This window comes from Kribbella sp. NPDC058245, assembly GCF_042882005.1.
Taxonomy (GTDB): Bacteria; Actinomycetota; Actinomycetes; order Propionibacteriales; family Kribbellaceae; genus Kribbella.
Map to the genome: position 1 here is coordinate 49,301 of NZ_JBHVWY010000008.1, position 22,280 is coordinate 71,580.

General features: G+C 67.4%; 14 protein-coding genes. 5 read left to right on the plus strand and 9 right to left on the minus strand.

The features are described 5' to 3' along the window. The first annotated feature begins 278 nt into the window (after positions 1–278). Both ACFVWG_RS20025 and ACFVWG_RS20030 read left to right on the plus strand, forming a co-directional pair. Complete coding sequence (locus ACFVWG_RS20025) at positions 279–1,220, plus strand: universal stress protein (protein WP_391544823.1); 942 nt, start codon at positions 279–281, stop codon at positions 1,218–1,220. A 103-nt stretch (positions 1,221–1,323) separates the two neighbouring features. After that, the gene (locus ACFVWG_RS20030) at positions 1,324–1,875 is read left to right on the plus strand and encodes a hypothetical protein (RefSeq protein ID WP_391544824.1); all 552 of its coding nucleotides are present in this window, start codon (positions 1,324–1,326) and stop codon (positions 1,873–1,875) included. 30 nt (positions 1,876–1,905) lie between these two features. Here the strand turns inward: ACFVWG_RS20030 and ACFVWG_RS20035 are convergent, their stop codons facing one another. From ACFVWG_RS20035 to ACFVWG_RS20070, 8 genes are read right to left on the minus strand one after another with little or no spacing between them, the layout of a single operon-like run. Beyond that, positions 1,906–2,847, minus strand: coding sequence for a hypothetical protein (locus tag ACFVWG_RS20035; RefSeq protein ID WP_391544825.1), 942 nt, complete (start codon positions 2,845–2,847; stop codon positions 1,906–1,908). After that, positions 2,844–6,014, minus strand: coding sequence for a hypothetical protein (locus ACFVWG_RS20040; RefSeq protein WP_391544826.1), 3,171 nt, complete (start codon positions 6,012–6,014; stop codon positions 2,844–2,846). The genes ACFVWG_RS20035 and ACFVWG_RS20040 overlap by 4 nt, the downstream gene beginning before the upstream one ends. Positions 6,015–6,034: 20 nt before the next feature. Next, positions 6,035–8,296 (minus strand): hypothetical protein, encoded by a 2,262-nt coding sequence (locus ACFVWG_RS20045; protein ID WP_391544827.1) that lies wholly within the window; start codon positions 8,294–8,296, stop codon positions 6,035–6,037. 9 nt (positions 8,297–8,305) lie between these two features. Further along, the gene (locus tag ACFVWG_RS20050; protein WP_391544828.1) at positions 8,306–10,495 is read right to left on the minus strand and encodes a hypothetical protein; all 2,190 of its coding nucleotides are present in this window, start codon (positions 10,493–10,495) and stop codon (positions 8,306–8,308) included. Positions 10,496–10,523: 28 nt separating this feature from the next. Then, complete coding sequence (locus ACFVWG_RS20055; protein ID WP_391544829.1) at positions 10,524–12,527, minus strand: hypothetical protein; 2,004 nt, start codon at positions 12,525–12,527, stop codon at positions 10,524–10,526. Positions 12,528–12,535: 8 nt separating this feature from the next. Beyond that, on the minus strand, positions 12,536–14,911 hold the full coding sequence (locus ACFVWG_RS20060) for a hypothetical protein (RefSeq protein WP_391544830.1): 2,376 nt from the start codon (positions 14,909–14,911) through the stop codon (positions 12,536–12,538). A gap of 42 nt (positions 14,912–14,953) precedes the next feature. Continuing rightward, the gene (locus ACFVWG_RS20065; protein ID WP_391544831.1) at positions 14,954–15,175 is read right to left on the minus strand and encodes a hypothetical protein; all 222 of its coding nucleotides are present in this window, start codon (positions 15,173–15,175) and stop codon (positions 14,954–14,956) included. Between the two features lie 19 nt (positions 15,176–15,194). Beyond that, positions 15,195–16,424 (minus strand): neprosin family prolyl endopeptidase, encoded by a 1,230-nt coding sequence (locus ACFVWG_RS20070; RefSeq protein ID WP_391544832.1) that lies wholly within the window; start codon positions 16,422–16,424, stop codon positions 15,195–15,197. A gap of 209 nt (positions 16,425–16,633) precedes the next feature. Here ACFVWG_RS20070 and ACFVWG_RS20075 point away from each other — a divergent pair, with 209 nt between their 5' ends. Genes ACFVWG_RS20075 through ACFVWG_RS20085 form a run of 3 tightly spaced genes read left to right on the plus strand, consistent with a single transcriptional unit; the run spans position 16,634 to position 21,184 of the window. Further along, the gene (locus ACFVWG_RS20075; RefSeq protein ID WP_391544833.1) at positions 16,634–17,908 is read left to right on the plus strand and encodes a patatin-like phospholipase family protein; all 1,275 of its coding nucleotides are present in this window, start codon (positions 16,634–16,636) and stop codon (positions 17,906–17,908) included. After that, positions 17,901–19,847 (plus strand): hypothetical protein, encoded by a 1,947-nt coding sequence (locus ACFVWG_RS20080; protein ID WP_391544834.1) that lies wholly within the window; start codon positions 17,901–17,903, stop codon positions 19,845–19,847. Before ACFVWG_RS20075 ends, ACFVWG_RS20080 begins: the two co-directional genes overlap by 8 nt. Continuing rightward, positions 19,844–21,184, plus strand: coding sequence for a hypothetical protein (locus ACFVWG_RS20085; protein ID WP_391544835.1), 1,341 nt, complete (start codon positions 19,844–19,846; stop codon positions 21,182–21,184). Before ACFVWG_RS20080 ends, ACFVWG_RS20085 begins: the two co-directional genes overlap by 4 nt. Position 21,185: 1 nt before the next feature. Here the strand turns inward: ACFVWG_RS20085 and ACFVWG_RS20090 are convergent, their stop codons facing one another. Then, positions 21,186–22,247, minus strand: coding sequence for a hypothetical protein (locus tag ACFVWG_RS20090; protein WP_391544836.1), 1,062 nt, complete (start codon positions 22,245–22,247; stop codon positions 21,186–21,188). Positions 22,248–22,280 lie beyond the last annotated feature (33 nt).

Below are 22,280 nucleotides of genomic sequence, written 5' to 3' on the forward strand. Positions count from 1 at the left end.
GACAATTCTGCGGAACACTGTGGATTCGATGCTGCGAAATTGTGAACAGTGTGAAAATTGCGGCATCCACGCGTCTCCCGACCGGCCTCGCTATCCAGCCCATGGCCGCGGCACTGCCCACAGCGCCGCACGAACTGACCGGTCATGTCGACGCCCTCGCTCACTGAGGGTGGTCCTGACCGGGCAGGTCTTTCGGCACCTGAAGGGGTGACTAGCGGCTCTGCCGGTGACCGGCCGGCGGGAGACACGATCAGACTCCCGCAACGGAAGGATCCATCGTGTCCTCCACCATGTCGTCACCCGGAACCGTCGTACCGACTCCTGCACAACGCGAGTCGGGCCAAGCCACGATGCCTGTCCGGCCGGTCATCCAGGTCGGGATCGACAAAGCCTGGCGCGAGGCCGGAGCGCTCACCTGGGCCTTGCAAGAGTCCCTACTGCGCCGTGAGCCGCTGCACGCCGTCCACGTCGTCGAAGAAGACAGCAAACGCACCCGGTACTACGAGCCGGTCGCCACGGCGCAGGGCGAGGCGGAGTTGGTCGACGACGTCCGGGAGTGGATGAAGCTGCAGGGGGAGGATCTCGACCACGAAGCGGTGCTGGTCGAGGGCTCGCCCGCGGTCGCACTGGCCACCGCGGCCGAGGGCAGCCGGATGCTCGTGGTCGGACGACGCGGAATGGGTACCTTCAAACGCCTGCTGCTCGGATCCACCTCCGAGGCGGTCTCGAATCTGGGCCAGGAGCCGGTGGTCGTCGTACCGGTCGGCTGGACCGCGCCGGAGAACCACGCGCCGGTCGTCGTCGCGCTGGACGACTCCAACGATGACGAGGCGGCGGTCGAGTTCGCCGTCGAGCTGGCAGTTGAGCGCAATGTGCCGTTGTGGCTGGTTCACGTCTGGGATCTGCCCGCCGTCTACGGCTGGAACCCGGCCATGGTCATGACTGTCGAAAGCGACTGGACGGCCACCGCTGATCTGCACTACGCGGCGGTCGCGAAGCACTGGCGCCACAAGTATCCCGAGCTGGAGTTCCAGCTCGACGTACGGCGTGGGCATCCGGTCGAAAGCCTGCTGGACGTGACCGAAGCCGTCCAGGCGCAGATCCTCGTCCTCGGTGGACACCACCGCCGGCACCTGTCCGTCGTCCTCCTCGGCTCCGTCTCCCGAGGCGTCCTCCAGCACGCGACCTGCCCAGTCGCGATCGTGCCGTCGAGGTCCTGACCTGTCAGGTCTTCCGGCACCTTTGCCGGGGACCACGGGCCCTGACGGGGACGGCCCCGCGACGACAGCATTCAGGTGTCACATCGAATCTCAAGGAGCGCTCATGACCATCACCCCGAACCGCCACCGCACCCCGGCCTCCGCCGACTTCCTGGTCACCGCACCCAAGGCCGGTACGACGGCCGGCCGCGTGCTCGCCGTCCTTCGGATCGCGTTCGGACTGACGTTCTTCTGGGCGTTCGTCGACAAGGTGTTCGGCCTCGGATACGCCACCCCGTCGGGCAAGGGATGGATCGACGGCGGTAACCCGACGGCCGGATTCCTGAAAGGGGCCGAAGGCCCGTTCGCCGGGTTCTACCACTCGCTGGTGGGTGACTTCTGGGTCACGCCGCTGTTCATGATCGGCCTGGCCGGCATCGGGCTCGCCCTCACCCTCGGCGTCGCCCTGCGCTTCGCCGCGGTGGCCGGAGTCGCGCTCTACCTGATGATGTGGGGCGCTTCGTTGCCACTGACAACCAACCCGGTGATCGACGACCACATCCTCGGTGCCATCACCTTGGTCGCCTTGACTGTGCTCGCCGCCGGCCGCACCTGGGGCCTGGCCGACCGCTGGAACAACCTCGCGATCGTCCATCGCTACTCCTGGCTACGCTGACGGCGAGCCAACCGCAAAGGCTCTGGCCGGTCAGGTGGGACGGAGGCCGGTCTGGAGCCAGGTGCCACCGGCTCGGTCGACTCCGATACCGACCATGCCGTGCCGCCAGCGGCCGTCGTCCGGTCCGGATGCCAAGGTTCGGTACAGGTCGACCGAGCCAGCTGCGGGGTTCACGAGCTCAGTCGTCCGCAGCACAGCCTCCTGGACTGCGGCGTCGTTGGACCAGATCAACTTCGCGATCGCGAACCAGGTCACCGCGACCGGCGCGCCCGACGGATCCAGGACGAGACTGAGTCCGGATGGTCGAGGTGGCGCCGCGCGGTTGTGCTCGATGAGCTCGCGGACCAGAGCAGAGAGGTTGCCCTCGGCACCGATCAGGTTGGCGGCCGCGGTCAGGTCCGGCCAGGTCAGCTCCGGCGTCCGTGCGTAGAGCTCGACCGAACCGTCGTCGTTGACACCCGCCATCCGCCAGGTCAGATCGCCGAGCCGCGCGGCGAACTGCGTGCAGGCTTCGGACCACGGACCGGCCGCGACTTTGCCGGACGGCAGTTCGAGGTAGACCTTGGCCCGCTGCACATTGTCGAGCTGCCGCAGCCCCAGCCAAGCTCCCCAGCGCAGAGGCCTGCCAGACTGCAGCTCACTCCATCGCGCAAGGTCTAGCCGCACTCCTGCGAGCTTCAGCGCCAGCTCCTCCGCGATCCCGAGCCGGTCCACCTCGGGCACCTCCGGACCCGCCACCTCAGACGTCCACCGCAGGGCGAGGTCTCGCGACGTCCAAGCCAGTTCGACCGGATACCCGGTGGCGGTCAGTACGCCGTACCGCCAGGCGATCTCCGGCCAGGTTGAGCTGGCGAGCGGGCGGAGCGCCTCCAGTACGGCGTCCTCGGCCGCGTCGGCATCCGTGGTCCGGATGGAGCGCAGCCGGCCGAAGGCTCTGTGCACTGCGGGCGCTCCAGGTGGCAGCGCGCTCATCGGATGGCTATTACCTCCTCGGTCGTCTTCACGAAGGCTCGTTGGTCGAAGCCGGCCGGACCGGTGAAGGTGAACCGGACGCTGTATTCGCGCAGGGCCGGGTCGCGCAGCGGGATACGCAGGCGCAACGGCTCGGTGGTGGTTCCGGGCAGTTCGTGGCGCAGCACGCGGTCGTACTTGTGCGGCTTGTCGTGGTACTCGATATCGATGATGACGCGGTCCACCCCGGCGGCCGGGAACGACGGTACGAGGACCAGGTTCAACGCGTCAGTGAAGAGATCGTCGACCCGGACCAGCGAGTCCTCGACCGGCATGGCCTCGGTGCGCTCGACCGTACCGTCGTTGAGCGTTTGCACGAAGACGACCGTGACCTTCCGATCCGCCGGCGCCGGAAGTGCTCCGCGCAGCCGCCAGACCTGATTCGCGCTGTCCCGTCGCAGCGTCACCAGATGCCGCAGGTCGCGATCGCCGTACCCGGTCGCTTTCAGCTGCACGTCGATCAGGTCGACCACGTCCCAATCGATGTCACCCGGCTCGATGCGGATCGTCCGCAGGTCGAGGTGCTCGTACGGGTTGATGACAATGTCGCGGTCGGTCGAGCCCGGTAGCGGGATCGAGTACCGCAGCGCGTCACCCTCCCAGCCGGTGGTCGCGTCGAACGTGAGGTCCAGGCGGGCGTCGTACGTGAGGGTCAGCTTGTCGTCGAGGAACGTGGTGAACGTCTGCGCGGCGGTCTGCTGCGGTGTGAACACCAGGTCGCCATGACGGATGTGGCTGGCCGGCCCGTAGTCGATGGACAACTGCGCTTCGGTCAGCCCGAGGTCGCTGATCTCGCCGGGCATCCGGGCGGTGACATCCAGTTGGCGGAAGAACTTGTGGTCGAGGTCGATGAGCGTGACGACCTTCTCCGCGGCGTCCAGGTCACCGGCGAGCAGACCGACGAATCCCTGTGGTGCAAGGGTTTTGCGGACCGCCTCGGTTCGTTGGTAGTGCAGGGTGAGTTCGCGGCGCTCCTCCTGCCGGACGAACCGGAGCTTGAACGCCGCCAGCGTCGGCAGCTGCGTCTGGCCTGGGTTCGGATTGGGTGCGGGGTTGGGCCCCGGGTTCGGGGTCGGGGTGGGATTCGGAGTCGGGTTCGGGTTCGGTCCCGGGGTGGGATTCGGCGCGGGGTTGGGTCCGGGGTTCGGATTCGGCCCCGGGTTCGGTCCTGGATTCGGTCCTGGGTTGGGGTTCGGGCCGGGGTTTGGGCCAGGGTTTGGGGCGGGCGCGGCTGCGCGGTGGAGGACGCCGCTCCAGGTCGGGCCCGTCGCGGCACCGTGCAACTGGATCTGCGCGACCCTGTTGTCCGGGTCGCCGCCGAAGGGCCCGTGACTGCCTGGTCGCGCCGCAGCCACGGTGTCACCGAGTGCTTGCTTGACAACGGGGTCGCCGCCGGCTCGCCGTACCAGGGCAAGTGCCACATCGAGCCGGCGTTGGGAAAGCCGCAGGTTGTACGCGGCCCGGACGGGATCGGCCTCCGGACTCGTGTGCTCGTGGCTCGCATAGCCGCGCACCTCTACCTGCCGGGGCGGTGGCAACTGAGCGATCCATCGGGCCAGCCGGTCGGCACCTTGTTCGGGACCGGTCCACGCGCCGTCGCCCTGCATCTGCTGAATGCCGGTCGCCGACCGGAAGCGCGGGTCGGTGGTCGTGTTCTCCACGTACGCACGGAATTCGGCGTTCGGAGGCTGGGTGGACCAGCCGTTCACGGCGGGCTTGTCCATGTCGAAGAAGAGGCAGAAGATCTCGCCAGCGCCGGGCTGGTCCCAGCTGACGTCCACGCGGACCGACTCGCCGGGGTTCACCACTCGCGTCACCGTGCCGTCTGCTGCCAGGGGCATGTCCTGCCCGGCCAGGCGAACGTGCGCGCCGGCACCGGCGATCCGTAGCGTCTCGGTGCTGCCCGCGGTCGCCGCCGTGTGCGTCACCGACAGGCCGGCCGGCAGTGGGTTCGGTGAGCTCGACTCTTGCTGCAGTACGGCGGCCGGCAGCGGCGCCTCGGGAATCGCGATCGTGACGCCGCCCGTCGGCTGTGCCGCGGCGACGACAGGCGGCGGACCAGGATTGGGTTGCGGATTCCCACCGGGAGGCGGTGCCGGCTTGGCAGGCCCGGCCGGAGTCGGGTTCGGGGTGGGAGCGGGCGCAGGGTTCGGATTCGGGCCAGGGTTGGGTGTCGGGGTCGGGTTGGGCGTCGGCGTCGGCGTCGGCGTCGGGTTCGGTGTTGGAGTCGGGTTCGGCGTTGGATTGGGCGTTGGGTTCGGGACGGGATTGGGCGTCGGCGTCGGCGTCGGCGTCGTACCGGCGGGCAGCTTGCCGGGGGAGAGGGTGGGCTTGAACCAGTCGCCGAGCAGATGGTCGGTGAAGAGCTGGAGGGCCCACTTCTCCTGTTCCTTCTGGTCGGCGTCGTCGGTGAACCTGTTCACCTTGATGTCGATCACGCCGGTGGAGTGCAACCACTCCAGCGCAGCTTCCAGCCCGACCTTGAAGTACATGTACTGACCCTCGATGCCGGCCGTCAGCGCCGTGTACACCTGGTCGAGACGCGCCGTGATCGTGACGTCGAGGGTTGGCCGCAACGCCAGGTACTGCAGCGAATACACGACCCCGACCGGTGTCAGGCCCACCTTGAGGGCCTGCTCCATGATGATCGCGCCCTCCTGGCTGAGCACGAGGTTGAAGGCTGCCCGGTTGGCCGCGTCCATGGTCGGCACGGTGGCGCCGAGAATCTGTTCGGTCGCCCGGAACGAGCCTGCCGGGGGCGCCGTGGCCGTCGTACCGCCGGAGCCTTGCAGGTCGAGCGCGATGCACTGCACGGTGCCGTTCTCGAACGGCGGGGGAGAGATGGTGACCGGAAGGACGGTTCCCGGCTCCGAGCTCACCTTGGACTCGATCTTGCGAAGAGTTGCCTTGGGCAACTCGATAGTGCTCTCGAACATCATGTACCCGCCGCCCTTCGAGACCCCGCCGGCCTCGGCCGGCCGGTAGGTCAGGAGGGACAGCGCGGGTGCCCCGTCACTGCGGTGGGCCAAGGCGACCCGGCCCGGTAGGTACCAGAACCGGCTGGGGTCGGCGTGGTCGCGGTAGACGGTGATTCCGTCCACCACCATGGGCTTCTCCAGGCTGAGCATCGTCGGTCTCCGATCGCCGGCTACGGGAGCCGGGGCGTCAGAACGGGGTCGGCCGACGCCGTCCAGTTCGTGAGGTGCCGCAGGCCGTTCTTGAACAGGACGACCGACTTCCACTCGTAGCGGTTCCGGGTGACGTCGGCATAGTCGAACTCGAACCGGGCCCGGCTGTCCGGTCCGTCGAGCTCGAGCAGGGCGGCGCTGTTCAGGTTCTCGACGAAGTCCTCGAAGCGCAGCTCCAGCGAGATCTTCTCGACGCCTCGCGCCTTCCAGTCGTGCGGAGGGCGGACCTCGACGACTCGGTGCCCGTGCGTCTTGGGATCGACGATGATCCGCGGTTCGTAGGTCACCGACGGTGGAAGCTGTTTCACCCGGCCGTCGACATAGCTGAAGGTGACCGTGTACTCGATGGCCGTCCGGGTCGGGTCCCGTAAGTCGACGACGAACGGCGGCGCGTCCTGGCCGCGGCTCAGATGCAGGGTGTCCTCGATCAGTACGTCGTTGTCCGGGTCGGCGTAACGCACGTCGACGAACACGTCGCGGATCTCGTCCCACGACACGCTGGCGAGCACGCTGAACGTCCGGGCCCGGAACGGGTTGCGGACGGCGACCTCTGGTTCGTCGCTGATCGCCCAGCCGCTGTCGACGTCGTTGCCGTCGACGGCCCGCATCACAGTGCGCACCTCGTACGACGTCTTGTCCCGATCGACCACGAACATCGGCCAGCCGGCGGTCGGCGCCTTCTCGGTGAGCCGGAACACCTCCTGCTCGTCGATCTTGTGCGGCTCGTCGCGGTGCCGCAGGTGAACCTCGACCGAGTCGAACCGCTTCCAGGGGATCCGCTCGGCCACCAGGCTCACCGACCTGATCATGAAGACTTCGTCCTCGGGCAGCAGTGACGCCGTCTCGGCGAGGGCTGTCTCGCGACCGCTGCTCAGTTCGCCCGGGCGCTCCGACGTGTCGACGTCCTTGAACCGGACCTTGTAGGAGTAGTCGACCTCCGGCCGCATGACACCGGCGTCGTCGAGGTCACTCATCCACTCGAAGCTCGTGCTCCACGTGTCGGGCGCGAGCAGCCCGTTGCGCACGATGCCGCCGTACTGGGCCCGGACCTCGATGCTGTCGATGTACGGCGCGCCGCGGTTCGGCCGGTAGTACGCCTGGAGCTTGCGCCGGGCGAAGAACTCGCTCGGTTGCACCTCGCGCACCAGCCGACCGAGCAGCTCGGGTGACGCGGCGATCGCCGCGAACAGCGAGGCGAGATGGCCCTGCGGATAGATCGAGCGCCGGACCGTGGTGCGCTCGGAGAAGTTGACGTTGAGATGCTTGCGATCGATCCGGGTGTAGTCGGTCTTCTTGTAGCTGAAGGTCACCGGCTGGTTCTGGACCGCGGGACCGCCCGCTGCCCACGCTGCCTGCTGAGTGGCGAAGTCGCCGATCGCCTTCAGCGCCCGCTCCCAGTCCGACGGCTTCTCCGGGGTCCACGGCGGCAGGCTCGGTTCGAAGAAGGCGGTGGTGATCATTGCCTTCACCTGGGCGAGCGCGGCATCGCGGCGATCGATCACCCCATCGGTGTCCTCGGCAACGAACGTGTCGGCGCGCAGGTCGATCGCCTTGGACTCGTCGAGTTCGTCGACCACCTTGGAGATGTCGGCCGAGAAGATCCACGCCTTGGTACCGAAGGACTCGTCGAGATGCTTCTGCACCCGGTCCCAGTCGATCGTCAACGACACCTGGTACGCCGGCCGCAGCGCGAGGTAGTCCAGGGAGTAGACGACGGCGATCGGCAGGATCGCGGCATCCAGCGTGGCCCGGACCAGTGCGTAACCCGGCTCGTCGAGCAGGACCGAGAACGAGGCCTGATTCTCGTTGTAGAGCGAGGGTTTGGCGTTGTGGACCGCCTTCACCACGAACTGCGGCTCGGGTACCGGCTCCCCGTCGGGCGGAGCCGCTGCCGAGGTGTCCGTGCCCATGATGATCAGATGCACGGTGCCGTCCTCCAGCGGTACCGCGGCGAGCCGGGGATCGTCGTCGAGGTCGAACTGGGACCGGATCCGCTGCTTGAGGGCATCGATGCGGGCCTGCTCGAGGCCGACGTTGCAGTCGAACGAGAGCAGCCCGCCCTGCTTGGCGCCGCGGAATCCGATCAGCTGGAACATCGGCGTACCGTCGAGGACCGTCAGGTGCGGCTGGGTCGGCAGGTAGTACCACTGCAGCGGGTCGACGTGGTCGGGGAAGATCGAGATGCCGTCCAGTACGGCGCAGCGTGAGTCCAGCAGCAACATGGCGCGGCCTCAGGCCGGGATCTCGAGGAAGATGGACTCGGTCGTGACGTCCTTCAGCTCCTCGGTCTTCCGGGTGCCGTCGAGCAGGAAGTAGGTGGCGGTGTAGGCGTAGGTGGCCGGGGAACCCGTCGGCAGGAACACCGTCCAGGTCTGCTTGGTGGTGTCGCCGGACCGGAACAGGAAGTCGTCGGTCTTGGGCGGGACGCTGTGCTCGTAGCGCAGCGAGATGTTGACCAGCTTGAGCTTCGTCCAGTCGAGCAGTTCGGGGACGATCCGGACGTCGAGCTTGTCCGCGAAGGTCCGGCCGAGCTTGAAGCTGGTGCCCTTGGCGTCGCTGACGTCGACGTCCTCGCTGGTGCCGTCCTGGTGCCCGATCGTCGCCTGGTACGACAGCGTGCCCTTGGCCTCGTCGATGGTCGGGAAGGTCCAGGTCTCGAACGTCTTGCCGGCCCCGCTGAGGTTCACGCCGAACGTCTGCTGGTAGTCGTTGCCGGGTTCGGTGTACGTCGCCTGGACCGAGATGTCGGCGATGTCGGCCTGCAGGTCGCCGACAGCCACGAAGGTGACCGTCTTGAGCGCCCGGAACGGGTCGTCGATCGAGATGATGTCGGCGTCGGTCGTGAGCTCGGGACCGGTGATCTCGCGGCCGTCGCCCTTCATCGTGTAGGTGGTCTGGTAGCTGACGTCGCCGGTGCGGGGCTTGCCGATCACCTCCAGCAGCTTGTGCTCCTCGGCGTCCTTGGTGAAGTTGAAGAACCGTTCGATCGGGTGGTCGCCGCCCTCGTAGCGGACCCGGACCCGGGCCCGGCTGACCTGCTCGAAGTTGATGTCACCGTTGACGATGTCGAGCTTGAGCACCGGGAGGTTGCTGAGCTTGACGTTGAGGTCGGTGCCGTCGTCCTCCTGCTCCACCGAGGTCCACGCCGGGGTGTCGCCCTCGAACTGCACGGTGTACGACCAGAAGAACTTGCGGATCTTGTCGGCGACGATGAACTCCGCCTTCTGCGGCTTGCCGACGTCGTCCTTGCCGAAGGTGGCCTCGACGGTCTTGGCGTTCTCGCCGTGCGGATAGCGCACCTTGACCTCGACGAGCGTGATCCCGTACGCCGCGAAGTCCGCATCGACGCGAATGCTGAGCCGGAGCGAGCGGAGGAACTCGTCGACGCTGACCTTGGAGTAGTAGTCCTCCCACTTCAGCTGCTGCCCGTCGGCGTCCTTGAGACTCGTCACGGTCGGCAGGCTGCCGTTCGGGTGGATGGTCCGGATGATCGCCTTGGCCTCGGTCCACTCGACCCGGACGTCGCTGATCTGGTTGTTGGTGACCTCGCGGTGGACGTTCTCGAAGTCCTGGTCCTCGGTCAGCTGCTTGACGTTGGGGTCGACGGCCTGGAAGGCCTGGAGCAGGTTGCGCTGGACGCCGGCCTCGAGCTGCTTGGTGATCAGCTCGTGCACCCAGGCGTCGAACTGGGTGCGCTGCTCCGGTGTGAGATTCGGGTCGTCGACGGGCTGGAAGTGGGTCTCGGTGACCTCGTGCTGGTAGCGCTCGCTGTGGGTCACCTCGGTGTAGCTGTCCTCGCTCCAGAAGTTGTCCTCGATGTCGACGTCCTGCCAGAAGGAGTAGAACGCGTCCGCGTGCCAGGTGCCCCAGGCCTTGGCCTCGGGCAGCCGGCAGTAGTGGTCGAGGTCGTACAGCACCTGGATCGCCGACGACGAGCCCTTGCTGAGGGTCTCCTTGAAGATGGCCGTGCCGAGGACCGAGAGCTCGAGGAAGAAGCAGGCGGTGTTCTCGCCGGTGAGGGACGGGCTGGTCGATCCGGAGATCTTCTCGACGATCTTGCCGTCCTGCTGCAGGACGAGGCGGACCGCGCCTTTGAGCCAGGGGACGGTCTGCAGCTCCACCTTCGGGCCGTTGCCGCCCATCCGGTTGTTGACCTCCTCCTGCAGCTTCTGCCGGATCTTGTCCTCGGTCTCCGGCAGCACGCTGAGGTCGGTGTCGAAGGCGACGAACCCGCCGAACTGGCTCTCCCCGGCGACCCGGATGGCGTCGTACTCGACGAACCGCAGCGCCAGCCCGCCGTTCTCCAGGCGCCCGATCCGGGGGAACCGGGGGAGCAGGTAGAAGACGTGCGAGCGGGCCGGGTCGTCGTCGCCGTGGACCTGGTGGTTCTCGAGTGTGCGGACGTTGTCGAGCTTGAGCATTGGAAGGTCCTCTCCCCCTGGATGTGGTTCAGTGCCGCCAGGTGCTGGCGTCGGTGACGACGAGCACAGGGCCGGGTCCCCCGGCCAGGGCCAGCGCCAGCGGCCCGGAGACCGCGACCCTGAGCAAGTAACGAACGGCGAGCAGTCCGGCCGCACCGGACAGCGCCCGCTTGACAGTGGCAAGGTCGGCCCCGGTGAGCGCCGTACTGAACGAGGCTTCCTGCGTGATGGTGTTGGACGTCCCCGCGGCGGCCAGGGAGGTCAATTGCCCATCGCGCAGTACGACGAGTTCGGCCGCGCCCTCGACCTCGAACGGCGCCGGCGAGAGGCGGACGTCGGCGGCTGCGCCGGCCGCCAGACACAGCTGCCGCGCCGTCTCCTGCGCAGCATCGGAGACCAGCAATGAAGTGGTGACCATGAGCATGGCGATGCCGCCGGCCTCGATCAGGGACAGCTGCGGTGCGCCGTCCGGACTCAGCGCCGGGCCTGCCGTCAGCGGCAGGAAGCGCCAGTCCGGCTCGTCCTTCAGGCCGACAACGCGCAGGCCGCCGGTCTCGACCACTTGCGGTTGCTCGTCGGGCTCCGCCCACGGCGGATCGGTGAACGAGAACGGATCGAGCCAGATGGGGGCGTCAGGCAACAATTGCCGCGTGCTGCGTGAAGCCGGACCGCGAGTGGTCGCGGTGGCCTCGATCGTCACCTCGAAGGCGTCCCGTGGAACGGCGAGCCAGGCTCGGTTCTGCGCCGCCGACAGCGAAGTCTGGCTGACGAAGACCGACGGATCCCGGGTGAGCCGGGTGGCGCGGGTGGAGACCGTCACGTCAGCCAGGTCGAGCAAGTCGTCGGTGGCGAAGACAGAGATCAGCCGTACGCCGAGATCGGCCGGCGTCACGACTGGGGTGGAATCGCCTGTCACGTGGCGGCCTTCCCCGCTGACTGTCCTGGGCACTCGGTCGGTCTCAAGCACCGCCGAACCTTCGAGGTCGTAGGAGAGCGCTTCACCGGACGCGAGCTGGAGGGTCGTCAAAGCCGGTGCCGGGGGCAACAAAGTAGCGCTTGCCTCGGCTGCGAACGGGCGGCCCGGTGGAACCGGGGGAGCGGTGAGGCGAACGGTGGCCGCGACCATGCCAGCCGGCATCGCGGGCAGTGTGCTGTGCACAGTCACCTGCTCGCGGCCGTCAGTCAGAGGCCGCACCTCATGACGGCGAATGCCTTCGTCCCCGCCCTCACCGAGCATCGGGTCACAGGTCAGACGCAACAGCCGAGTGGCCATCTCGGCCTCGCTCAGCTCCCAGGTGAAGGTTCCTGGCCGCACGTCGGGGAACTGCCAACCGGCCTCCGTGTCGTCGACGAACACTGGAACGGCCAATCGCGTCACAATGCGGTCCAGCACAGCCGCGGCCAACAGCTCGGCGTCATCCGGACCATTGCTGACCTTGATGCCAGGCAGTCCGGCACGTATCCGGTCGCGGAGGTCCTCTGGGCGCACTGGCGAGATCCCGATCCCTTGCGCCATGGCATCGACGTCCACGGTCAACGTGCCCGAGCACCGGGCAGCGACCCCGCGAACGGTCACCAGGACGACAGCGCCGAGCGTGCGCAGTCCGGCCCGCAGGCTGCCGGTCAACAGCTCACCGGCAACACCATCGAGGCGGACCAGCGTCGGCAGCACCTCTCCGGCCGTGGCGTCACAAGGTTGTGCGGCCAGTACGTCGGCCGGCAGGTCGAGATCAGCCGGTGCGACGAGCCGGACCCAACCCTCACCCAGCGGAGCAGGCCGAGCCCGCAGCACTGGCTGCCCGGGAACCCGGCTGGTGGTGTCCATCGCCGTGTTGAAGGTGAACCCGGCGGTGACCAGCGTGAACTGCTCGATGCGGTCGTCGCGTTCCTGCAGATACTCGTCGACCTGCAGTGGCTCGGCGTTCAGCGAAGCCGGTACGACGGACAACACGCCGGGCTGCTCGAAAGCGACGTACCCCTCGGCAACACCCGACCTGTGGGCCTGGCCGAAGTCCGGAAGTCCCGTGAACATGGCTCCTCCTAGGGTTGCGGCAGCGCCAGCAGGTTGCTGTCGGTGGAGCGCCAGTCGGTGTCCTGGGTGTTGCGTCCCGAGACGTGCACGAGGGTCTGCCGGAAGCGGAACGACCCGAGTCCGCGGTTGAGCAGCCAGTCCAGGAGCGGGACCGGTACGGCGACGTCGGATTGCAGGGTCGTGTGATCGACGACGACGGGACTGGCCACGCCCTCGAACTGGATGCCGATCATCGAGAGATCGCGCTCCGGATCGCCTGAGGTACCGAGGCCACCGGCGGTGGTGATGAGCTTGATCACCCGGGGGAGGCGTTCGACGCGGCGGTCGAGGGTCTGGCTGACGGCCTTCTCCGGATCCACGATGACGCGGACGCCGCTGACGTCGAGCATCACGTCGGTCCCGCCGGGTTGGGCAGGCGTCACGATGAGGTCGAGCGTCGTACCAGGGCCGAGCTTGGCTGGCAGCGCTCCGGATACGGCGGCGGGAATCCCGTCGGTCCAGGCTGGCAACACCGGGACGGTCAGGTCGACCTCGCCGACGTTGAGCAGGGTGACCGTGATGGCGCCGTCGGCACCAGGCTTCTCGGTCCACGACAACGGCGGTACGGCGGGCCTGTCCAGCCGCAGCTCGACGGGCACCTGATGCTTGTCGTCGTCCACGCTGACGTCGACGCGTCCACGCAGTACGGCGCCAGGACCGTTGGTGGTGAGGACGGCGTACACATCGCGAAGCGCGTCGAAGTCGAAGCTCTCGGAGACCCACCAGCCGCGCACCAGATCCGGAGCCGCATGCGTGGTGATCGCGCCACCAGGAAGGTCGAGCGTGCAGGTCGCCTGATGAACGGCGGGTCGTAGCTCCGCAACGCCGCCACCGGGAATGTGCTTGGCGAGCTCAGCTGCCGCGGCGAAGAGCCGGGCCGGCGAGGTCTGGGGAACGAGGTGGACACCCATCAGCGCCAGCGCCCGCTCGGCGTTGGTCTGGGCATCGATCGATCGGCCGACGGTGAAGGACAACTCCGGCCCGTACGGCGCTTCCTCGCGCTGACCGATCAGGAAGACGTCAGGCAGGAAGTAGAAGACGTTGCCGGCATTCTGATCCTGGAAGTAGACGTGGTTGCGCGACGAGGGCCCGTCGGCCGGCCAGGGTACGACCAGCGTGGTGAAACCCTTGGTGGCCGGCGGCTGCCCCGACGGGAACAGATACGGGTGGGCTTCGATGTCGAACCGGAGCTGCAGGGCGATGTCCTGCGTGTTGCTGACCAGGACGAAGCGGGCCTCGGGCTCGGGTGCCGGAACCGGGTCGGGCTCACCTGGAATGGGGAACCGTCCGGGGAAGCGCTTGAGCCTGAGCCACGGGTTGAACGGTCCGTCTCCGTCCGACAACACGCCAATGTCGGGACGGCGCAAGGTCGCTCGCAGCAGGGGAGCGGCCGGCACCTCCGGCTGGATCAAGAGGCGCTGGAAGGACCGGTCCACGGCGAGCCGCTGACGGAAGTTCACCTGGTTCAGCTGGACGGCGTCCCGGATGACTTGCCGGCTCTGCCGCTCGAGCTGCACGGCCTCCCCGACGTGATCGTCGACGCGCTCCACGACCCGCTCGTCGATGTGCTCCACGACGTGCTTGTCGATGTCGTCGTGGTGGCGCTCGAGCAGTCGCTCCAGCTCCTCGGGGCGGGGATCCGGACGACCCGGATCCGGATCCGGGAACGGAACAGGCTGGAACTGCTCGGGGATCGGATTCGGCAGAGCGTTGATGACCAGGTCGGGCAGGACCACGTGCGTCCCGAGCTGATCGGGCTGAGCGACGAAGATGACGTCCGGGCGCGGCCCCACCGCGGCGGCCCGGACAGCGACGGTGATGCCGCGATGGACCACCAGTCGTGCGTTCTCCTCGTCGCGGACGAAGGCACGCAGCAGGGCATCGCGCTCCGGCAACGTGAGCAGCAGAACGACCTCGGGTCGAACCTGCGTGGGGCCGAACCCCGGCGTGACCTCGGCGACGGGGTAGTCGCGCGCGAGCTCCCCGGCTGACGAAACGCTGACGGTCAGGTCGTGCGGCAAGATCAGGGCATCGGCCCGCGTGATCTCCGGTGCCGCGAAGCTCTCCAGCCCGAACGTCATCCGCCAGCGGCCGTCCACGAGCGAGGTCGTGATCTCGTAATGACCCGTGGCCGGTGTGACGCGGAGCCGGTAACGAGGGAGGTAGTAGACCTTCGCGGGGTCGGTAGGGTCCTCGAACAGGACAGTGTCGTCGACCCGTCCATCGGGGCTGATCGGCACGGTGATCTGCGAGCGTGGAACGCCAGGCCGGAGCGGCCCCATCCGGCGCATGGTCTCCAGATTCGCGCTCAGGCGGGAGAATCGCCCTAGCTCAGCTCCTGGCATCGCCCTGTCCCCCTCGGTCAGGTTGGTTGCCGGTGGCCCCGTTCAGCCGTTAGGCGGCGGAGCCGGATTCTGTTCAGGTGGCTGGTCCGACTGCACTTCCTTGCCCTGCAGCCGGTACGACGGACGACGCTTGAGCCGTGGAACGTAGCCCGGCGGGCATTTCGACTCGCCGGGCTCGGGCGCCGACGGGGCGCGGGCGGCCTCGGGATCGGCCAGCACGCACTCGTACTCGTCGTCGGGTGCCGAGGGCAGAACCAGAGGCAAGTCGTCCCCTGCCGTCACGTCACACGCCTCCAGGTCCGCCCCAGTAGAAGTTGGAGCCCCAGCCCGTGGTGCCGGTGAAGTCGGTGGTGATGTCGTACGCCGCGGCGTTGGTCACCTGTGGCACGCCCTGAAGCCCGGTCATCGTACCGCCTTCATCGCTTTGGTACTGGAGGTTGCGCATGTACGCCGCGTTGCCCCAGCCCGCGGCGGGAAAGGCCCCGCTACCCATCCGGGTGCTGGTCGGCTCCGGGTGGCTGTCCGCGTCGTCGACGATCTCGCCGCCCCAATCGACCCGATCGGCCATCGAGCGCAGACCGGTGTCGTTGTAGAGGCTCGCCGGGTAGTAACCCATCCACTCGCCGCCGATCCGGACCCACCAGTTGCCCTGGTACAGCTGGACCTTGATCAGCAGGTCGTACTGGTCGCCGCCGGCGACGCTCTCGGCCACCCGCATACCGGGGAACGAGGAGGTGCCGATCTGGACCCAGCCTTTGACGTCGGTGTTGTAGCCGCCGAGGTTGTCCCCGCTCTGGGAGTAGGCGTTGGTCGTGTAGTAGATGAACAGGTGCGGCTCCCAGTCGCCGTAGATGTCCTTGTAGGTCTGGGCTCCGACCTCGAGGGTCTGCAGGGCGGCGCCGCTGCCGCGGACGGTCCAGAGCTGACCGAGCGAGAACTCGTTGGACCACTGCACATAGGGCTTCCAGGTGTTGATGTATCCCTCGGTGCCGTAGTTGTTCACGAACTGGTACGCGTGGGCGTACTTGTGGTCCGCGCCGATCGCCGGCGGGTGCGGGTTGTCCGGAGGCGTGAACTCACGCCGATAGGGGCCCTTGGCAAGGTAATCCTGCAGCGTGCCGACCGGCCGCAGCTTGTCGACATCCTTGCGCAGGACCGGGACACACTCCGGCGGTCCTTGCTCGTCGTCCAGCGCGAACAGCCCACGGGCAGCCGGTACGGCGGGGCGCTCCGGGTCGTGCCCGGTCTCCTCCAGCGGCGGCGGCTTGGCCGGAGCTCCGTCGGTCTGCGATCCCGCGGGCACCCAGTCGACATGGTCGCCGGCCGCGGTGGTGGTCTGCGTGATGACGTCCCGCTTGGCGTAGACGTCGAGATGGTACTGACGGATCTCTTCCAGCCGCTCGGCGGCGGCGGTCGGGTCGTCGTCCGCCTCGGGACCGGCCAGCCCGAACTGCCCACTCCCCGCCTTCGCCGGTTTTGCTGCTGGATTGCGTTCGATGACGCCGATATCCATGACAAATCCTCCCCCGAGTGAGCCCCCCTCAGGATTCACTCATTCAGCGATCCTCCTCCCCGGTACCGAGCGCGTCAAGGCGGTGGAAATGCCGGGAAATACTTCAAGCAACGATTTGTATGAAGCGTCTGAAATCGGCAGTGCCGAAGCCTCGCCAATACCGTCGGTGAGTGGCATGCTCGGTTGCGGGGGCGCGTCCGCACTGGGGAGTGGCGGCACGCCGTACAGGGGCCACGCACTACAGGGGATGGGCACCAAGGGGGAAACAACGTATGACCGGTACTTCGGATGCTCACGCGCGCCCGGACGGCGAGGACTTCACCTCGGCGAGCCCGGTGCGGCCAGGGCCGGACGATGCCCACACCACAGCGAAGGCGGGCGTCGGGCTCTGCCTGTCCGGCGGTGGTTTCCGGGCGATGCTGTTCCATGTCGGCGTCCTGAAAAGGCTGAACGCCGCAGGCCGGCTGCGGACCCTGGACCGCATCTCGAGCGTTTCCGGAGGTTCCATCACCGCGGGTCTGCTGGCGCTGCGCTGGAACGAACTGAAGTTCGAAGCGGATGTCGCGTGCAACTTCGACGAACTGGTGACCAAGCCGCTGCTGGCTTTCGCGCATACCAAGGTCGATCTGCCGGCGGTCGCGGCCGGTGTACTGCTGCCTTACACGTCGATCGCCGATCGAGTAACCGGAAAGTTGAAAAAGCATCTTTATGGCGACGCGACATTGCAGGACCTACCGGTCGCGCCGCGTTTCGTCATCAATGCGACGAATCTCGAATCCGGCGTGCTGTTCCGCTTCAGCCGCCCGTACGTCGCGGACTACAAAGTCGGCCGGGTCGAGAATCCGACCGTGTCACTGGCCGCGGCCGTGGCCGCCTCGTCGGCATTCCCGCCGTTTCTGTCCCCGTTCGAGCTCGATCTGTCCGATGCGACCTGGACGACCGAGCCCGGCAATGTGTACACCGGCGCGGGGTACCGCTCCGACATTCTGCTGACCGACGGCGGCGTCTACGACAACCTCGCGATCGAGTCGGTCTGGAAACGGTGCCGGACCGTGCTGATCAGCGACGCCAGCGGTCACATCGGCGGTGATCCGGACCCGGCCCGCGACTGGGCGCGCGGCATCATCCGCGTCCTGCACCTGATGGACGCACAGGTCAGGTCGCTGCGCCGCAACGCCGTCGTGAGCGCCTTCGAGGACAAGAACGACCCGCACAACGGATTCTTCATCAGTACTGTCAGCGAGTTCGCAACCTGGCCGGTGCCCAAGAAGCGCCCCTACCTGGATGTCGATCCGGTGATCACCCGACGGCTCGCCAAGATCAGCACCCGGCTCAACGAGATGCCCGAAGAGCAGCAGGAACTGCTGATCAACTGGGGATTCGCCGTTGCCGACGCGGGGCTGCTGGCCTATCTGGACGAGGACCTGCCGGTCGCCGCCCTGCCCTATCCGAACCGTCTGCTGGCAGAGGCCGACGATGCCTAGGTTCGTCCAGCTGGCGGAGATCATCGATCTCAATGATTCGGCGCGCACCGGCCGTGCGCGCGCCGCGCGACCCCAGCCGGTACGGAACCTGCTGGTTCACGACACCGTCTTGATGACGGTGTTCGCCCAGGACCCGATCGTCATGGACGCCCAACTCGGCCCGCTCTTCGCACAGATCGCCGTACCGGCTGAACGCCTGCAGCGCGGGCCGCGTGGACATCGCTTCCATGTGGTCGATGTCGGCGTCGGCACGAATCTCGCGGGAGCTCCGGTCGCGCTGACCGACGGCGATCCGTGGAGCTATCGCGATCGCTGGGACACCGAGCATCGGCCCGCGGATCCGGCGCAACTCGTCGACGACGCGGAGTTCAGGGCGCAGAACCTCTTCGCCGTCGCTGCTCATACGCTTGCCCTCTACGAGCAGCATCTGGGCCGGCCGATTCCCTGGTACTCGGGCTATCCGCAGCTCTACCTGGTTCCCCGCGCACGGGTCGAGGCCAACGCGTTCTACTCGCGCGAACACAACGCGGTTCTCTTCGGCTGGCTGCCGCCGATCGGGGAGCGGCCGAGTCTCTACACCGCTTTGTCGTACGACGTGATCGCGCACGAGGTGAGTCACGCGATCCTCGACGGTCTCCGGCCGCGCTACACCGAGCCCGGGCTTGCGGACCAGTTGGCGTTCCACGAGGCGCTGGCCGACATCGTGGCGCTGCTGTCGGTGTTCAGTCTCAAGGACGTCGCCCGTCGACTGCTTGACGACGGCAACGGCAAGATCAAGTTCGAGACCGACGCCGAGGCGATGCACAATCCCGATCAGGAGCTGGGACGGCAGCAGTTGGCCGAGGGGCGCGCGGCCGAACTGAAGGCGTCGCCCTTGGCCAGGCTGGCCGAGCAGATCGGTGGACGGCGCGCCAAACCAGACGCGGCCGAGGGTGCTAGCGCCGGCCGGTATCCCGCTTTGCGGCGCTCGGTCGACCTGCCCGCATCGACGGCCTGGCTGACCGATCCCGCCTTCGACGAACCGCATCGCCGGGCCGAGATTCTGGTCGCCGCGTTCCTGCAGACCATGGTGTCCATGTGGGCCGCCCGGTTGGACCCGCTGCGGGTTGACCCGGATGGCGTCGATGTCGCCCGGGTGGCCGAAGAGGGCATCAAGTCCGCACAACACCTGCTCGGCATGGTGTTGCGGGCGCTGGACTATCTCCCGCCGGTCGAGCTCGAGTTCGCCGACGTGATCGATGCGGTGCTCACGGCGGACACCCGCCTGGCGGCCGACGACGAACACGGCTACCGCGACAAGTTGTCCGCGGCGTTCGCGAGCTTCGGCATCGTCCCGCCGCCGCATCAGATGGTCGACGAGGACGGCGTCGCCGCGCCGGCTCCGGACAAGGCCCAGGCGAACGGCAAAGCGCCGTACAAGGCAGACCCGGACGCCAAGGCGAAGGTGGGGATCCGTTACGAGCACCTCAACCTGGCGGCGCTGCGCACGTCGCCCGAGGAGATCTACCAGTTCATCTGGAACAACGCGGGCGCACTGCAGATCGACGTCCGGCTGACGACCCGGGTCGAGCGAGTTCTCGGGAGCACCCGGGCAGGCCCGGACGGCCTGATCCTCACCGAGACCATCGCCGACTACATCCAGGTCATCCGTACGACGGCCGACAACCTGCCGCCGGGGATCGAGGCGCCGGAGGGATTCCCCGATGATGCGCCGATCGAGTTGCTGGGTGGGGGAGTGCTGGTCTTCGACCAGTTCGGTCGCTTCCGGCTGCATCAGCGCAAGCCGGTGCTCGACATCGACCGGCAGAACCGGCGGCTGAAGTACCTCTTCGAGCACGGGATCCTGGATCGCGACGGAGGCCTCGGAACCTCTGACGGGCAAGGGGACAAGCGACGATTCGCCTTGCTGCACGACGACACCGACATGGACGAGCAATGAGCGTACAAGCGCGCAGTGTCCGGTTGCGTGCCTACAACGTGGGGTTCGGCGACTGCCTCCTGCTGACCGTGACCTACGGGTCTCCGCTGCCGGACGGGGGCCGGGAGCGTCACATGCTCATCGACTTCGGCAGCGTCTCGAGAGCTGATGACGGCCCGCGGCTCACCCAGGTGGCGGAGTCCATCGCGGAGCATTGCGGTGGCCAACTCGATGCTGTGGTGGCAACGCATCGGCATCGCGATCATGTGGCCGGGTTCGGTGACCGGATTGCCGGGAAGACACTCGACGGGTTGAACCCGGGGATCATCATCCGGCCGTGGACCGACGTACCGGAGAGTGACCGTGCCGACCCGCGCCTCGGGCTCGACGACAACCAGCGGCACCTGCTCGGCGTACTGGATCAGTTGCCCGCACAAGCCGAACACCTCAGCGCGCTGGCCTTCGACAGCGCAGCGCAGGCCAAGCGGGCTGGGATCCTGGCCGAACTCGGGTTCAGCAACGCCGAAGCCATCGCTCGCCTTGAGACGTGGGCGGGGGAGGGACAGGGGCACTACGTCACGGCCGGCGACACGCTGGACCTCGCGGATCGGCTGCCAGGCGTGAAGATCCAGGTCCTCGGCCCGCCCAGCCTGCGCGACGTGCCCAACCTGACCCGGTATGCCAAAGAGTCGGAGGAGTACTGGCTCGGCCTGGCGGGAGACGGCGACCTGGCGGACATGGTGCAGCCAGCTGGTACGGCGACGCTCACGCGGGCCCGGCGCGTTCTCGCCGAACCCGGCGGTGCAGGCGCGGCCGAATGGTTGCTGCGGAACCTCAACGAACGCCGGATCTCGCAGGGCCTGGAGATCGTCGAGGCGCTGGACGACGTCCTCAACAACACCAGCGTCATCCTCCTCGTCACCATCGGCAGCCGCCGCCTGCTGTTGCCCGGTGACGCCCAGGCCGAGAACTGGTCACTCACCCTCGACCAGATCGTGGGACGCGACGGCCGCCAGCCGGACCGCCGCCTCGCCACCGCACTGAGCAAGATCGATCTGTACAAGGTCGGCCACCACGGCAGCCGCAACGCGACGCCCAAGCGCCTGACCAAGCATTGGGAACAGTTCGCACCACCCGGACACACGGTCGTCTCCGTGCTCTCAACGAAGAAGGGTGTCTTCGAGAAGAGCGTCGAAGGCGCCGTACCCAAGCAGGAACTCATCGACGGCCTCGGCAAGTTCGGCCCGGTCCACAGCACCGACGACCTCGACCCCGACGTCTGGTGGATGGACCTCGAAGCCCCCACCCGCGGCAAAGCCACCTTCACTTATACCGCGGGCCCCAGCATGCCCACCTGACCTACGGATGGTTCCGATACGCCTGCTGCTCCAGCAGCCGCTGGACGTTGAAGCTGGACTCATGGATTGCATTGATCAATTGGAGAGCCTTCTCGGACTCCTCGTCGTTGACTGCCCGCCGCAGTTCGGCCAGTTCCGCCGCCAGGCGCTCGAGTGTCTGGTCGCCAAGGCCGTTCCAGAGCGCGGCGCCGAGTGAGCGCATCGTCAGTGTCGCGGCGTCTGCTGCGGAGCACCACGCCAGCGTGTGCTTCCGCATCTCGCGAAGGTCGTCTCCCGACAGCTCCTCGTAGGCGGCGGACTGCCAGGCATGGCGGAGCTTGCCAAGGGTGCTGCCCTTCATGAAATCGCTGAGGATCGTTGCGCGTTCGTCGAACTCCAAAGCCTCGCGGGTCGCCGGGGCGATGCCGTCCTTCGGCTTCGGGATGAGTTGCTCTACCAAGGACTTGGCCATCTCCTTGGCCACGTCGCCCCCGATGACGTACACCGCAGCGACCCCGAGACCGGCTGGAGGAATCGCCAGACCGATGAGACCGGCAACAGTAGCGGCCAGTCCGACTGTGCCGACAACCAACAGGCCGCGTCCGATGGCCCGCGCGAGTCGCCCTCGCCGCCGTTCCGTGAGAGGTGGTTCGTCGGCATCGTCGAGAAGCCGTGTCCCCAGTTCGAACAAGTAGTTCCGCAGCGAATCGTAGGAGTCCTCCGTGGGGTCGCCCACGAAGGCAGCCGTGGCCACTACGAGATCGTGGCGGAACCTCTCGGCTGGTGGATCTCCGTGATAGCCCGCCCCGTCGAGTACTGCCGGCCAGTCGATCGACAGCAGTTGGTCGAGCTGGCTCCGAAACGAGCGGTCCCGCCATGATCTACCGGCGCCGCTGGTGAGCTGGCGCAGCCGTTTGTCACGAGACAGGCTGACCAGCACTTCCCCCAGGTCACCTGCCACAGACGGCAGGAAGTACGGATCGTCGTTGGGTTCGCTCAACCGCTCTCGGATAATGCGTTGTTTCTCCTGCAGCTCTGCGGCCAGTTCCGCCAGCTCTTTTGCATGGTCTTCGTCGTGCTCCATGTGCCGCCCCCTGATGCTTGTCCCGCCCCTTGC

Coding starts and splice junctions, on each gene's coding strand:
- ACFVWG_RS20035 (WP_391544825.1), bottom strand. CDS start 2,847: ATGAGCGCGCTGCCACCTGGAGCGCCCGCAGTGCACAGAGCCTTCGGC.
- ACFVWG_RS20040 (WP_391544826.1), bottom strand. CDS start 6,014: ATGCTCAGCCTGGAGAAGCCCATGGTGGTGGACGGAATCACCGTCTAC.
- ACFVWG_RS20050 (WP_391544828.1), bottom strand. CDS start 10,495: ATGCTCAAGCTCGACAACGTCCGCACACTCGAGAACCACCAGGTCCAC.
- ACFVWG_RS20080 (WP_391544834.1), top strand. CDS start 17,901: ATGCCTAGGTTCGTCCAGCTGGCGGAGATCATCGATCTCAATGATTCG.
- ACFVWG_RS20070 (WP_391544832.1), bottom strand. CDS start 16,424: ATGGATATCGGCGTCATCGAACGCAATCCAGCAGCAAAACCGGCGAAG.
- ACFVWG_RS20085 (WP_391544835.1), top strand. CDS start 19,844: ATGAGCGTACAAGCGCGCAGTGTCCGGTTGCGTGCCTACAACGTGGGG.
- ACFVWG_RS20090 (WP_391544836.1), bottom strand. CDS start 22,247: ATGGAGCACGACGAAGACCATGCAAAAGAGCTGGCGGAACTGGCCGCA.
- ACFVWG_RS20045 (WP_391544827.1), bottom strand. CDS start 8,296: ATGTTGCTGCTGGACTCACGCTGCGCCGTACTGGACGGCATCTCGATC.
- ACFVWG_RS20030 (WP_391544824.1), top strand. CDS start 1,324: ATGACCATCACCCCGAACCGCCACCGCACCCCGGCCTCCGCCGACTTC.
- ACFVWG_RS20055 (WP_391544829.1), bottom strand. CDS start 12,527: ATGTTCACGGGACTTCCGGACTTCGGCCAGGCCCACAGGTCGGGTGTT.
- ACFVWG_RS20060 (WP_391544830.1), bottom strand. CDS start 14,911: ATGCCAGGAGCTGAGCTAGGGCGATTCTCCCGCCTGAGCGCGAATCTG.